The sequence below is a fragment of the Rhizobium sp. ERR 942 genome (assembly GCF_007828395.1).
Taxonomy (GTDB): domain Bacteria; phylum Pseudomonadota; class Alphaproteobacteria; order Rhizobiales; family Rhizobiaceae; genus Rhizobium; species Rhizobium dioscoreae.
The window spans coordinates 299,865-313,200 of the sequence record NZ_VIUA01000005.1; the positions used below are offsets into that span (position 1 = coordinate 299,865).

The following is a 13,336-nucleotide window of genomic DNA, read 5'->3' on the forward strand; positions in this document are numbered from 1 at the left end:
GAGGCGTTCTTCATGCAAGCAGGTGGCCGAGGCTCAGTCCTTGGCGCGCTCGACGTAGGAATTGTCTTCCGTTGCGATGACGACGCGGGTGCCGGCGTTGATGTGCGGCGGAACCATGGTGCGCACGCCGTTCGAGAGCATGGCGGGCTTGTAGGACGAGGACGCCGTCTGGCCCTTGACGACCGGCTCGGTCTCGGTGATCTCGAGCGTAACGTGGCGCGGCAGTTCGAGTGCCAGCGGAACGCCTTCATGGATCGACAGGATGCATGTCATGCCTTCCTGAAGGTAGGCCTTCTGGTCGCCCATGGTTTCGGCATCGACGACGACCTGGTCGTAGGTGGCCGGGTTCATGAAGTGGAAGCCTTCACCGTCTTCATAGAGGTACTGGAAGTTCACGTCTTCGACGAAGGCGCGCTCGACCTGCTCGGTGGTGCGCCAACGCTCGGACACCTTCACGCCGTCGACGATGCGGCGCATGTCGACCTGCGTGACCGGCGTACCCTTGCCCGGATGAAAGTTCTGTGCGGTGAGAACGACGTAGAGCTTGCCGTCGACGTCGAGAACGTTGCCCTTGCGGACCGAAGAGGCGATGACCTTGACCATAAGACTTCCTTGTAACGCTGCCTTTTGCGTCGTAGAGGGACTGTCGAAATGCTCTCCGAGACGCAGCTTTTGTTTGCTTGGGGGCGCAACTACCCTAAATCAACGGAAATAGCCACCCCCAAGGCGGCCGGTGCCCTGAAGAAAGCTAGGAATGAAGCCAAAGACGAGCAAAGCGTCCCCCTGGTGGACCCGCAATGTCCATGCGGACCGGCGGCCGTTCCTGATCGGCCGCAATGCCATCCAGGCGGCGCTGCGGACTTTCTTCACGCGCAACGACTTCATCGAGGTGGATACGGCAACGCTGCAGGTGTCGCCCGGCAACGAGGCTCATCTGCATGCTTTCGAGACCGAGGCGCTGACCACCGACGGCAAGGCATCGCCACTTTATCTGCATACATCACCCGAATTTGCCTGCAAGAAGCTGCTTGCGGCAGGTGAAGAACGCATTGCCTGCTTTGCCCATGTCTATCGCAATCGCGAGCGTGGGCCGCTGCACCATCCGGAATTCACCATGCTGGAATGGTATCGGGCAGGAGAGAGCTACGAAATCCTGATGGTGGATTGTGCCGCGCTGCTGGCGCTGGCGGCCGAGACGGTCGGGGCGAAGAAACTCAGCTACCGCGGCGCGGAGATCGATCCATTTCTCCCGCCCGAGCGAATCAGCGTCGCGGCCGCCTTCGAACGATATGCCGGTATCGATCTCTTCGCCTCCATCGGTCTCGACGGATCGACGGATCGCGAGCGCCTGGCGGCGGATGTGCGCAAGGCGGGCATTCGCGTTGCCGACGACGATCTGTGGCAGGATCTTTTCAGCCGCGTATTGGTGGAGAAGATCGAGCCGAATCTGGGCTTCGGACGCGCCACCATTCTCGACGAATATCCCGTTTCTGAGGCGGCGCTTGCGCGGCCATCGGCCAGGGATCATCGCGTTGCCGAGCGTTTCGAGCTCTATGCCTGCGGCGTCGAGCTGGCCAATGCTTTCGGCGAACTCACCAATGCGGAAGAGCAGCGTCGTCGCTTCGAGATCGAAATGGCGGAAAAGCAGCGTGTCTATGGCGAGACCTATCCGTTGGACGAGGAGTTTCTGGAGGCGCTTGCCGCCATGCCCGAGGCGAGCGGCATCGCGCTAGGCTTTGACCGGCTCGTGATGCTGGCAACCGGCGCCTCACGGATCGAGCAGGTGCTGTGGGCACCGGTCGCGGAGTATGACGCATGAATGTGGTGCGCCCGATCCGGACCATCGGAGAGCTTGAGCGCGCCGGGCTGATCGATGCCGATCAGGCAGCGGCGCTGGAAGCGGTGGCGGAACGCTATGCCGTCGCCCTGACGCCCACCGTCACGCGTCTGATCGACCCCGCAAACCCCGCCGATCCTATTGCCCGGCAGTTCGTGCCGGATGCCGCCGAACTTACCGTCACTTCGGAGGAACGCGCCGATCCGATCGGCGATCACGCGCACAGCCCGGTCGAAGGCATCGTACACCGCTATCCGGATCGCGTCTTGCTGAAAGCCGTGCATGTCTGCCCGGTCTATTGCCGCTTCTGTTTCCGCCGCGAGATGGTCGGGCCGCAGGGACTTGGGACGCTGGATGGGGATGCGTTGGACGGCGCCTTTGCCTATATCCGCGACCATAAGGAGATCTGGGAGGTCATCCTGACCGGTGGCGATCCGCTCATTCTCTCGCCGCGCCGGCTGGAAGAGATTCTCGGGCAGCTTGCCGAGATCGACCATGTGAAGATCGTCCGCTTCCATACCCGCATCCCCGTCGTTGACCCGTCAAGGATCGATGCGGCGCTGATTGCGGCTTTGAAGGCGAGCGGTAAGACCATCTATGTGGCGCTGCATGCCAACCATCCACGCGAGCTGACGGAGGAGGCGCGCGCCGCCTGCGCCCGGCTGGTCGATGCCGGAATCGTGCTTATCAGCCAGTCGGTCCTTCTGAAGGGCGTCAACGACGATCCGGAGGTGCTGGCGGCGCTGATGAAGGCTTTCGTGGAGACGCGGGTGAAGCCCTATTACCTGCATCATCCGGACCTTGCGCCCGGAACCAGCCACTTCCGCCTTGGTATCGCCGAAGGGCAGGCAATCGTAGCAAGCCTGCGCGGCCGCATTTCCGGCCTTTGCCAGCCCACTTACATTCTCGATATCCCCGGTGGCTATGGCAAGGCCGATATCGGCCAGAGCTCCGTCCGTGAGCTGGGTGAAGGTTGCTACTCGATTTCAGACTATCGCGGTGGCGAGCATATTTATCCGCCGCAAAGCTAAAGTGCGTACTTATGATCTTATTGCACTGACGCTCTGATTGTGATTGTTATTTTCGAATAAAACGTAGTGGCGAATTTTGGTGCGTTAACCTTTTTTGATGCCTAGCTCTTCCAAAAATCGACATGGCATAATATTAGAAAAATATAATATTTTTGCGGAAGTCATCATTTATATGGCTTACGGAAGGTAAATTTTAATCAGACAAGTGTTGAATATAGCAATTTTCTACCAAGTATAAGTTGTTTGTGTTTACCACGTCGCTTAGCGGAATGTTCTATTTTGCCTGTTACTTCTTGGTGAAGGATAAGACGGCGTAACTGCGGTTATGCTTACCATTGCCAGAAGGGACTAGACTATGAACAAGACGATTCGCGATTTGCTGGCCAAGTTCGGCGCGCTTCCCGTTGCTATTGATCAAATCGAAGACGATGCCGATCTTTATGCGACCGGCCTGTCTTCTTTCGCTTCCGTCCAGTTGATGCTCGGCATCGAGGAAGCCTTCGACATCGAGTTTCCCGACAACCTGCTGAACCGCAAGTCCTTCGCCAGCATTGCCGCGATCGAAAGAACTGTCGGCATGATCCTCGATAGTAGAAAGGTCGCATAATGACTGCGGCGGTCGCTTTACTCGAGGTTGGGTCGGGCGAAGGAGCGGCGGTGCGCGCCGCCCGCGTCGCAGCGATCGCCAGCCAGCACGCCGATGCCGTCGATGCCGAAGGCCGGTTCCCACGCGAAGCCGTCGACGCGATGCGCGCCGAGAAGCTGCTCTCCATTCAGATCCCCGCCGATCTTGGCGGTGAAGGCGCGTCGGTGACCGAAATCGCCGAGCTCTGCTCGATCCTCGGTCAGGCTTGCGCTGCAAGCGCCATGGTCTTCGCTATGCACCAGATCAAGCTATCGAGCCTGGTCGAGCACGGCGCCGACAGCGACTGGCACCGCGATTTCATGCGCCGCATCGCCAGGGAACAGCTGCTGCTCGCCTCGGCGACAACCGAGGGCGGGATCGGCGGCAACCTGCGCAACAGCATCTGCGCCATCAAGGTCGAAGGCGATACTTGCTATCTCGAAAAAGATGCGACCGTCATCTCCTATGGCGCCCATGCCGACGCCATTCTGATCACCTCGCGCAGCCATGCCGAGGCGGCGTCTTCCGATCAGGTGCTGACCTGCTTCCTTAGGGATCAATACGAGATCAAGCGCACGATCGAGTGGAACACGCTCGGCATGCGCGGCACTTGCTCCGACGGCTTCCTGTTCAAGGGCGTGGCGCCGGCCAAGCAGATCCTGCCGAAGCCATTTGCCGAGATCGCCGCGCAATCGATGCTGGCAAGCTCGCACCTGCTCTGGAGCGGTGTGTGGTATGGCATTGCCGCCGATGCGGTTTCGCGCGCACAAGCTTTCGTTCGTGCCGCTGCCCGCAAGTCTCCCGGCGCACCGCCGCCCGGTGCACTGCGTCTCGCCGAAGCCTCCAGCATGCTGCAGATGGTGAAATCCAATGTGGTTGCCGGGCTGAAGGCCTATGAGGAGGCGAAGCTCGATGCGGACCGCCTGTCGTCGATGGCTTTCGCCGTGGCGATGAACAACGTCAAGATCGCATCCTCGGAGATGATCCTGCCGATCATCAATCATGCGATGCTGATCTGCGGCATCATGGGCTACAAGAACGGTACGCCCTACAGCCTCGGCCGCCACCTGCGCGACGCGCACTCGGCGCAATTGATGATTTCGAATGACCGCATTCTCGGCAATACGTCGACCATGCTGCTCGTCCACAAACAAGATACCAGCCTGTTGGGGTAACCGTCATGGATATGCAAACATCGTTTCTCGACCGTCTTTTCGAATCCGGCCTGCTGATCGACACCGGCGTTGATGGCCTCTACGGGCGCAGCGGCCAGTTCGAAGATGTGATTTCCGCCTTCGAGCGGCTGATCGACAAATTCGGCGGCGCCGATGGCGCCGAAGCCATCCGCTTTCCGCCGGGCATGAACCGCGCCTTCTTTGAGACGAGCGGCTATATGAAGAGCTTCCCGCAGCTGGCCGGCACCGTGCATAGCTTCTGCGGTAACGAGCTCGACCATATGAGCTTGCTGAAGTGCATGGAAGTCGGCGACGACTGGACGAAAGACCAGCAGGCGACCGATATCGTGCTGACGCCTGCCGCGTGCTATCCGCTCTATCCGACGGTTGCCAAGCGCGGCGCCATTCCGGAAGACGGCGCGCTTTACGATCTGCAATCCTATTGCTTCCGCCACGAGCCTTCCAAGGACCCGGCCCGCCAGCAGCTCTTCCGCATGCGCGAATATGTCTGCATGGGCAGCGAAAAGCATGTGACGGATTTCCGCCAGAGCTGGATGGATCGCGGTGTCGAGATGATGAAGGCCGTCGGCCTCGACGTCACCATCGATGTCGCCAACGACCCGTTCTTCGGTCGGGCCGGCAAGATGCTCGCCAACAACCAGCGCGACCAGAACCTGAAGTTCGAGCTGCTGATCCCAATCACCTCGACCGCCAAGCCGACCGCCTGCATGAGCTTCAACTACCATCAGGATGCCTTCGGCACGAAGTGGGGCCTGAACTTTGCCGATGGCCGCGTCGTGCACACGGCCTGCGTCGGCTTCGGCCTGGAGCGCATCGCGCTGGCGCTGTTCCACACCCATGGTCTCGACACCAAGGAATGGCCCGAGAGCGTGCGCAAGACGCTGTGGGGCTGATCGCACCCATGGCTTCCGTGTTTCAGGGACTGGACCCCGCCGCCTACAAGCCACATGTGCTGCACGACAGCGAGCGCATGTGGCCTGAGACCAACTGCTACATCGATCTCTGGATCGAGGTGCTTTCGAGCCTGAAGCTGCCACCGGAGGCCATGCTCAGCTTCACGGTCACCCAGGATTTCGAGGGCGATCAGTTCACCTTCTTCAAGGTGCCGCTCGAGGATCTGGAAGCGCTCTATGGCGTGCGCTGCACCGAGCTTGCGATTTACGACAAGGTCGAGAACCATGTCGTCGAGCAGATCGGCCGCGGTCGGCTCTGCCTGGTGGAGATGGATTCCTTCTTCATGCCGGACACGCAAGGCGTCGGCTATCGCCGCGAACATGGCAAGACGACGGTCGCGATCAACCGAATCGATATGGAAGGCCGCACGCTCGATTATTTCCACAATGGCGGCTTCTTCCAGCTGTCGGGCGAGGATTTCGACGGACTGTTCCAGCTGCATCTGACGGACGAGGACCTGCCCTTCCTGCCCTATACGGAATTTGCGAAATTTCCGGAGAAGGTACCGGCTGACGCTGGAATCCGCGAGACGGCCCGGCAGCTTCTGTCCTTCCATTTCCGCCGTCGCCCCAAGGCCAATCCGATCCGCGCCTTCGCCGAGGTCTTCCCGGCGCAGGTGGAGGCGATCGCCGAACGGCCTTTCGGCTTCTTCCATAAATATGCGTTCAACACGCTGCGTCAGCTCGGCGCCAATTTCGAACTGGCCGGCAGCCATTTCGATTGGCTTGCGGCCGATTTGGGTAACGCGGCTGGCGAAGCGCGGAAAATTTCCGAGACGGCAAAATCGGTGCAGTTCCAGCTTGCCCGCGCCATCACGCGCAAGAAATTCGAGCCGCTGCGCACGGCGCTTGATCCCGCCGCCGATGCGTGGGATTCCATGATGAGCGAACTTGAACGGAAGCTTTGACGGCTTCCGTTTGATCCGCGATACGGATGGGTTATTTCTGAACATATTGGGGCGGGGGTAATCCCTCGAAGATGTCATGGGCGGGCGCTTGGCGGATCTCGGCGGCGGAATGCGGCTGAGCGAAGGTTGGAATCTGGTACTGACGGAGGCGGGCACCTGCCTCTTACCCTCCGATGTGCCGCTGACCTCAGGTTTCATTCCCGCGCCCGTGCCGGGCACGGTGGCAGAGGCGCTGGAAAAGGCCGGGCGTTTCGACCGGACAAGGCCGCAGCCGCTTCATGATCGCGATGCCTGGTACATCTGCCGTCTGGTGGATGTGGAGGCGGGCGAGGCGGTCCTGCGACTGGAGGGGCTGGCGACGCTTTGCGAAGTCTTCCTCAACGGCCAGCAAATCCTTGTGTCCGAAAGCATGTTCGAGGCCCATGACATCGACGTCACCCTGCTTGGCGGTGACGAGCTGGCGCTCTGCTTCCGTGCGCTGGAGCCGAAGCTTTCCGAGCCCGGGCCACGCGCCCGCTGGCGGCCGCAGATGATCACGCCCCAGGGCCTGCGCATGGTGCGCACGACATTGCTCGGCCATATGCCAGGCTGGTGCCCGGATGTTCAGGCCGTCGGTCCGTGGCGGCCGATCTCGCTGCTGCGGCCGAGCGCGCCTGTCATTCGTGATCTCTCCTTGCGGCCGGATTTGCTTGAGAATGGCGAGGGCAGGCTCTACGCCTCGCTCTCGATCGAGGGCGACGTTGAAGAGCTGGTATTGAAGTGCGGAGAGACGGAGCAGGCCTTCGAAAAGGATAGCGCCGGCCGTTATACCGCAATCCTCAAAATTCCCGATGTGGTGCCCTGGTGGCCGCATACCCATGGCGTGCCGCAACTCCATGATATCTCGCTCGTCGTCGATGGCGTGGAGCATGCGCTCGGAAAGACCGGTTTCCGTCGGCTGTCGGTCGATCGCGGCGCCGATGGCCAGGATTTCGCTCTTGTCGTGAATGGCGAGCGGATTTTCTGCCGCGGCGCGGTCTGGACCACAGCCGATATCGTACGCCTGCCTGGCGGCCGCGACGATTATGAACCCTGGCTGCGGCTGGCGGCTGAAGCCGGCATGAACATGATCCGTATCGGCGGCACCATGGCCTATGAAACGCCGGAGTTCTTCCGCCTATGCGACGAACTTGGCCTGCTGGTCTGGCAAGATTTCATGTTCGCCAATTTCGATTATCCGAAGAACGACAAGGCGTTCAACGCCCATGTCGAGGCGGAGGTTTCGCAGTTTCTAGGACGCACGCGTCTGTCGCCTTCGCTGGCTGTCCTTTGCGGCGGCAACGAGATCCATCAGCAGGCGGCCATGATGGGCCTGCCGGAACAGTTCTGGAAAAGCGCTGTTGTGGAGGAGATCATTCCGCCGCTGGTGCAATCGCTGCGGCCGGATGTGCCCTATGTCGTCAATTCACCTTCGGGCGGGCCGATGCCGTTTTCGCCAAATACCGGCGTCACGCATTATTATGGCGTCGGGGCGTATATGCGGCCGCTTGCCGATGCGCGCCGCGCCGACGTCCGCTTCGCCGCAGAGAGCCTGGCTTTCGCGCATGTGCCGCAAGCCCGTACTCTGGGGCAGCATCTGCCGGTTCCGGCAGTCCATAGCCCGCTATGGAAAGAGCGGGTACCGCGCGATCGTGGCGCATCCTGGGATTTCGAGGATGTGCGTGATCATTATCTTCAGGAGCTTTACGGTGTCGAGCCCAACCGATTGCGGCGGGAAGACCCGGAGCTCTATCTCAACCTCTCGCGGGCGGTGACCGGTGAAGTGGCCGAGGAGACCTATGCGGAGTGGCGCCGCCGAGGTTCCGGCTGCAATGGCGCGCTTGTCTGGACGCTGCAGGATCTGCTTCCCGGCGCCGGCTGGGGCGTGATCGATTCGACCGGAGAGCCGAAGCCGGTCTGGTATGGGCTGCGCCGTGCCTTCCGGCCAGTGCAGGTGCTGCTGATGGACGAGGGTACGAACGGTCTCGACGTACATGTCATCAACGAGAGTGATGCGGCGCTCGATCTGACCGTCGAAGTCTCCTGCCTGCGCGATGGCCGTCAGGTCGTCGTCGGTGGCGGCCGCGATCTGGTGCTCGAAGCCCGCGCCAAGCAAAAGATAGCCTGCACTGATCTGTTTGGCGCCTTCTTTGACACGACCTATGCTTTCCGTTTCGGTCCGCCATCACATGACGTCGTGGTGGCTCGGCTGACGAACTCGGTAACCGGCGCGGTGATCGCTGAGGCCTTCTACTTCCCGTTAGGCAGAACGAAAGCTTTTCACGACGCCGAGATCACTGCATCGGTTCTTCAGGAAGGCGAGGATTGGTATTTGGAGCTGATCAGCGACCGGCTGGCACAATCGGTGCAGATCGATCTAGAAGCCTATCGGGCCGAGGACGACTGGTTCCATCTTGCGCCGGGCAGCCGCCGGATTCGCCTGTACCGGCGGGAGAGCGTTCCGGCCGATGTCATTCCATCCGGTCAGATCCGCGCCATCGGCAGCCGGCGGATCGTCGAGGTGTAGTTGATGGCGGGCGCGAGGAGTTATCTCGCCCGCCAGGTGCGAGATAACTCTTCACACCAGCTCTCCTACAACGTCATCCCATCTGGCCCGAACAGGTGGCAGCGCTCGGGATCGATATGAATGCTAACCGTCTCGCCGGCGCGGATGGCTTGCTGATCTTCCAGCGCGACCGTCAGCGCCTGGCCGCCATGTAGCGTGACGTAGAGGATCGTCTGGCCGCCGAGATGTTCGACGAGATCGACGCGGGCATTGCCGAGAGCCAGGCCCCGATCGCCGACGTTCAGGTGCTCCGGGCGGGCGCCGAGGGTCACCGGCTGTCCAGGCTGGAGGCTGCCTAGCCGGCGCGGCAGGCGCACCGTCTGGCCGGCGAGATCGATGACGGCGGAGCCGTCGTCGGAGGCGACGATTTTCGCATCGAGGAAGTTCATCTTCGGTGAGCCGATGAAGCCGGCAACGAACTTGTTCTTCGGCTTGTTGTAGAGGTCGAGCGGCGCGCCCACCTGCTCGATCTTGCCACCGTTCAGCACCACGATCTTGTCGGCCATGGTCATGGCCTCGGTCTGGTCGTGGGTGACGTAGATCATGGTGTTGCCGAGGCGCTGGTGCAAGCGGGCGATCTCGACGCGCATCTGCACGCGCAGTTCCGCGTCGAGGTTCGAAAGCGGCTCGTCGAAGAGGAAGATGTTGGGCTCGCGCACGATGGCGCGGCCAATCGCGACGCGCTGGCGCTGGCCGCCGGAAAGCTGCTTCGGCTTGCGCTGCAGCAGCTGCTTGATTTGCAGGATTTCGGCCGCTTTTTCGACGCGCGGCTGGATGTCCTGTTTCTTCATGCCAGCCGTTTCCAGGCCGAAGGCGAGGTTCTTGTAGACGGTCATATGCGGATAGAGCGCATAGGACTGGAAGACCATGGCGATGCCCCGCTTGGAGGCGGGGACATCGTTCATGCGGCTGCCGTCGAGATAGAGGCCACCGCCGGAAATCGGCTCGAGGCCTGCGATCATGCGCAGGAGCGTGGACTTGCCGCAGCCGGAGGGGCCGACGAAAACGGTGAATTCACCCGGTTCGATCTCCAGGTCGATCCCGTGAACCACCTGAAGCTCGCCGTAGCGCTTGATAACCTTCTGCAGCGATACGCTTGTCGCCATGGGCGCTCCCTCCTTGTTGGTCCTGATGGCTCGCGGGGCAACGTTCATGACGGCCTCCAACTCTTGTATTTCTTGGCTTCTGGTCCCACCGGAAAGCGGACTTCGGTGCGCGTTTCCGACGATTCATAGAAGGCTGTGACCAGTTCCAGTGCCTGGCGGGCATCGGCCGTCGTCACCGGCAGCGGTCCGCCGGACACCAGCGCGTCGTGGAACAGCCTCATCTGCGTGTTGAAACGGTTGGGGATCGGCGACCAATCGGCGAGCAGCGCATCGATCTTTGCGCCGATCTCGTCATTGGCGGGGACGATTTTCCAGGGGTCCTGGCCGGGGCTGTAGGGCTCATGATTGCTTTCGATCAGGACGTTTTCGAAGGCGAGACGCAGGCGGCTGATCTGTTCCTGCGAGCCGAGCGTTGCGCTGATGGTGGCGAGCGCGCCGTTTTCCATCAACAGGCTGGCGCTGGCGCAGTCCTCCACCTCAATATCGTTGACGCGGGTGGCGACACGGCCGAAGAGGCCCGCGATCGGCCCCATCAGATAGGTCAGCATGTCGTGCAGATGGATGGAGTGCGTCATCAGCACGCCGCCGAGTTCGGTATCCCACTTGCCGCGCCAGGGAACCGCATAATAATCGGCGCCGCGCACCCAATGCGTCTCCGACGTGGCGACATAGGGCTTGCCGGCAATACCCGAAGCGATGATGCGCTTGGCCTTCTGGATGCCGTCGCCATAGCGATACTGGAATATCGGCATCAGCCGGCCCTTGGCGGTCTTTTCGGCCGCGATGACCGCATCGACATCGGCGAGCGATCCCACAAGCGGCTTTTCGCAGACCACGTGTTTGCCGGCGGCAAGCGCCTGCATGATGAGCTGAAAATGCGAGCCGGGCGGCGTGCAGATGTCGATGATGTCGATATCGGGCATGTTGAGGACTTCGGAGAAATCCTTGAGGCGCCTGCCGATGCCGAATTCGTCGCCGACGGCGTTCAGGCGTTCCTCGTTGAGATCGCAGAGAACCGCGACTTCGAAACGATCCGGATGTGGCAGATACCCTTCGACGATGTGAGAGCGGCCGATGCCGAGGCCGATGATCGCGACTTTCTTGATGTCGGACATGTCGCAATTACCTCTGAATGCTGTTGAGAGATGTTGCCTCGGCGAGCGCCTGCGCCTTCAGTGCCAGCTCCATGGCCTTGAAGCAATGTTCCTGGCCCATGGCTGTTTCGGTGCGGTCTCTGATGTCGGCCACAAGCTGGCGGCCATAGGGCAGCTCCACTCCGCTGCAGTCGATATGCTGCATGCCCTTGCGGTCGGTAAGGAAGAGATGGTCGGTGCCGGGCCGGCCGGCGACATCGATATATTTGCGCAGCTCGATTGTCCCTTCCGTGCCGACGATGAAGAGGCGGCCGTCGCCCCATGTCGACAGACCATCCGGCGTGAACCAGTCGACGCGGACATAGCCCGTGACGTCGGGCGTCCTCACATGGAAATCGCCATAATCCTGCAGGCCCGGCGTTTCCGGATTGGCGCGGTTGGACACAGTTGCCGACAGCACTTCGGCTTCGAGAGAGTCTGCAAAGAACAGAAACTGCTCGCACTGATGCGAGGCGATGTCGGCGATGATGCCGCCATAGCGCTTGCGGTCGAAGAACCAGTCCGGCCGGGTGGGTTTGCGGAGCCGATGGGGGCCGAGGCCGGTCGTGTGGATGACCTTGCCGATGGCGCCCGCCTTGACCAATTCGCCGGCCTTGACCGTCGATGCCGTCTCGAAATGTTCGGAATAGAGGATGGAGACGATGCGCTTGGTCTCGGCCTGCACTTTTCGCACTTCAGCGAGCTGATCCAGCGTCACCATGCCGGGCTTGTCGAGCATCACGTCCTTGCCGTGGCGCATGGCCTCGATAGCGAGATCGGCGCGCTCACTGGAAATCGCGGCGCTGACGATCAGCGCGATGGAGTGGTCCTCCAGGATTTCGCGCTTGTCAGCGATGCGTTTCGCTTGCGGGAAGCGTTCGGCAAAGGTGGCGGCGAGATCGTTCTCCACCGCATGGAAGGCGACGAGTTCGGCGCCGGCCCGCAGCATGACGTTGACCTGGCCGTAGATATGATCGTGATTAAGGCCGATGGCGGCGAAGCGCAGCGCGCTCATGCGACATTTCCTTTCGTGGTTTTGTTGGTTCGCAGTCCCAAACCTTGGGTATTCGGGACTGCGGGGTTCATAATCAGCGTTTGAGGCCGGCGGTCGCGATGCCGTCGATCAGCAGCCTCTGAAAGAAGAGGAAGATCAGGAAGACCGGGATCAGCGACAGGCTCGACATGGCAAACAGGCTGCTCCAGTCGGAACTTCCGGTGGAGTCGACGAAGGAGCGCAGGCCGAGCTGTACCGTGTAGGTGTTGATGTCCGAGAGGTAGATCAGCGGCCCGAAGAAATCATCCCAGGTCCAGATGAAGGAGAAGATGGCGGCCGTCGCCAGAACGGGAAGCGACAGCGGCAGCATGATCCGCCAGTAGATGCGCCATGGGCTGCAGCCGTCCATCATGGCGGCCTCGTCCAGCTCGCGTGGAATGCCGCGGAAGAACTGCACCATCAGGAAGATGAAGAAGGCATCGACGGCCAGGAATTTCGGTACGACGAGCGGCAGCATGGTCTTCACCCAGCCGAGCTTGAGGAAGAGGATATATTGCGGGATCAGCGTGACGTGATAGGGCAGCATCAGCGTGCCCAGCATCAGCGCGAACCAGAAATTCTTGCCCCAGAAGTTCAGCCGCGCGAAGGCGTAAGCCGCCAGCGAGCAGGAAATGACGTTGCCGATGACCGAAAGCACGGCGATGACGGCCGAATTCCAGACGAATTTGCCGAAGGTGACCTGGCCGCCGAACCAGCCGCGGGCATAGGAGCTGAAATCGAATTGCGAGGGGATCAGCGAGGCCGTGCCGAAGATCTCGTTCTGGTCCTTGATCGAGCCGGACAGCATCCACAGCAGCGGATAGAGCATCACGATCGACGCGGCGATGAGAGCGACATGGATGAGGACGGAGAGGAACCACGGGCGCTCGCGCGGCGGCTTCATGTCCTCGGCAAAATGGGTGAGCTTCG

General features: G+C 61.1%; 12 protein-coding genes. 7 read left to right on the forward strand and 5 right to left on the reverse strand.

The features are described from left to right. Positions 1-33 precede the first annotated feature (33 nt). A complete protein-coding gene (efp, locus tag FBZ97_RS21520; RefSeq protein ID WP_069611558.1) occupies positions 34-603 on the reverse strand; it encodes an elongation factor P in 570 nt (189 codons plus the stop codon). Between the two features lie 151 nt (positions 604-754). Between efp and epmA the strand changes: the two genes are divergently transcribed. The 7 genes from epmA (at position 755) to FBZ97_RS21555 (ending at position 9,095) form a co-directional block, all read left to right on the forward strand. Beyond that, complete coding sequence (gene epmA / locus FBZ97_RS21525) at positions 755-1,819, forward strand: EF-P lysine aminoacylase EpmA (protein ID WP_145321914.1); 1,065 nt, start codon at positions 755-757, stop codon at positions 1,817-1,819. Continuing rightward, the gene (locus FBZ97_RS21530) at positions 1,816-2,868 is read left to right on the forward strand and encodes a lysine-2,3-aminomutase-like protein (protein ID WP_113421220.1); all 1,053 of its coding nucleotides are present in this window, start codon (positions 1,816-1,818) and stop codon (positions 2,866-2,868) included. The genes epmA and FBZ97_RS21530 overlap by 4 nt, the downstream gene beginning before the upstream one ends. A gap of 355 nt (positions 2,869-3,223) precedes the next feature. Further along, a complete protein-coding gene (locus FBZ97_RS21535; RefSeq protein WP_075853503.1) occupies positions 3,224-3,475 on the forward strand; it encodes an acyl carrier protein in 252 nt (83 codons plus the stop codon). Beyond that, the gene (locus FBZ97_RS21540; RefSeq protein WP_145321916.1) at positions 3,475-4,668 is read left to right on the forward strand and encodes an acyl-CoA dehydrogenase family protein; all 1,194 of its coding nucleotides are present in this window, start codon (positions 3,475-3,477) and stop codon (positions 4,666-4,668) included. The genes FBZ97_RS21535 and FBZ97_RS21540 overlap by 1 nt, the downstream gene beginning before the upstream one ends. Positions 4,669-4,673: 5 nt before the next feature. Then, positions 4,674-5,582 (forward strand): amino acid--[acyl-carrier-protein] ligase, encoded by a 909-nt coding sequence (locus FBZ97_RS21545; protein WP_145321919.1) that lies wholly within the window; start codon positions 4,674-4,676, stop codon positions 5,580-5,582. 8 nt (positions 5,583-5,590) lie between these two features. Then, entirely contained in the window at positions 5,591-6,550 is a 960-nt protein-coding gene (locus tag FBZ97_RS21550; RefSeq protein ID WP_113421267.1) for a DUF1839 family protein, read from the forward strand. 76 nt (positions 6,551-6,626) lie between these two features. After that, positions 6,627-9,095, forward strand: coding sequence for a glycoside hydrolase family 2 protein (locus FBZ97_RS21555; protein WP_145321921.1), 2,469 nt, complete (start codon positions 6,627-6,629; stop codon positions 9,093-9,095). Positions 9,096-9,160: 65 nt separating this feature from the next. Here the strand turns inward: FBZ97_RS21555 and ugpC are convergent, their stop codons facing one another. From ugpC to FBZ97_RS21575, 4 genes are all read right to left on the reverse strand, one after another. Continuing rightward, positions 9,161-10,240, reverse strand: coding sequence for a sn-glycerol-3-phosphate ABC transporter ATP-binding protein UgpC (gene ugpC, locus FBZ97_RS21560; protein ID WP_113421266.1), 1,080 nt, complete (start codon positions 10,238-10,240; stop codon positions 9,161-9,163). A 44-nt stretch (positions 10,241-10,284) separates the two neighbouring features. After that, positions 10,285-11,355, reverse strand: a complete 1,071-nt coding sequence (locus tag FBZ97_RS21565; protein WP_113389799.1) for a Gfo/Idh/MocA family oxidoreductase — start codon at positions 11,353-11,355, stop codon at positions 10,285-10,287. A 7-nt stretch (positions 11,356-11,362) separates the two neighbouring features. Further along, the gene (locus tag FBZ97_RS21570) at positions 11,363-12,388 is read right to left on the reverse strand and encodes a Gfo/Idh/MocA family oxidoreductase (RefSeq protein WP_145321923.1); all 1,026 of its coding nucleotides are present in this window, start codon (positions 12,386-12,388) and stop codon (positions 11,363-11,365) included. A gap of 73 nt (positions 12,389-12,461) precedes the next feature. Continuing rightward, on the reverse strand, positions 12,462-13,310 hold the full coding sequence (locus FBZ97_RS21575) for a carbohydrate ABC transporter permease (protein ID WP_173002562.1): 849 nt from the start codon (positions 13,308-13,310) through the stop codon (positions 12,462-12,464). Between the last annotated feature and the right edge of the window lie 26 nt (positions 13,311-13,336).

Coding starts and splice junctions, on each gene's coding strand:
- efp (WP_069611558.1), bottom strand. CDS start 603: ATGGTCAAGGTCATCGCCTCTTCGGTCCGCAAGGGCAACGTTCTCGAC.
- FBZ97_RS21575 (WP_173002562.1), bottom strand. CDS start 13,310: ATGAAGCCGCCGCGCGAGCGCCCGTGGTTCCTCTCCGTCCTCATCCAT.
- FBZ97_RS21545 (WP_145321919.1), top strand. CDS start 4,674: ATGGATATGCAAACATCGTTTCTCGACCGTCTTTTCGAATCCGGCCTG.
- FBZ97_RS21540 (WP_145321916.1), top strand. CDS start 3,475: ATGACTGCGGCGGTCGCTTTACTCGAGGTTGGGTCGGGCGAAGGAGCG.
- ugpC (WP_113421266.1), bottom strand. CDS start 10,240: ATGGCGACAAGCGTATCGCTGCAGAAGGTTATCAAGCGCTACGGCGAG.
- epmA (WP_145321914.1), top strand. CDS start 755: ATGAAGCCAAAGACGAGCAAAGCGTCCCCCTGGTGGACCCGCAATGTC.
- FBZ97_RS21570 (WP_145321923.1), bottom strand. CDS start 12,388: ATGAGCGCGCTGCGCTTCGCCGCCATCGGCCTTAATCACGATCATATC.
- FBZ97_RS21550 (WP_113421267.1), top strand. CDS start 5,591: ATGGCTTCCGTGTTTCAGGGACTGGACCCCGCCGCCTACAAGCCACAT.
- FBZ97_RS21565 (WP_113389799.1), bottom strand. CDS start 11,355: ATGTCCGACATCAAGAAAGTCGCGATCATCGGCCTCGGCATCGGCCGC.
- FBZ97_RS21535 (WP_075853503.1), top strand. CDS start 3,224: ATGAACAAGACGATTCGCGATTTGCTGGCCAAGTTCGGCGCGCTTCCC.
- FBZ97_RS21530 (WP_113421220.1), top strand. CDS start 1,816: ATGAATGTGGTGCGCCCGATCCGGACCATCGGAGAGCTTGAGCGCGCC.
- FBZ97_RS21555 (WP_145321921.1), top strand. CDS start 6,627: ATGGGCGGGCGCTTGGCGGATCTCGGCGGCGGAATGCGGCTGAGCGAA.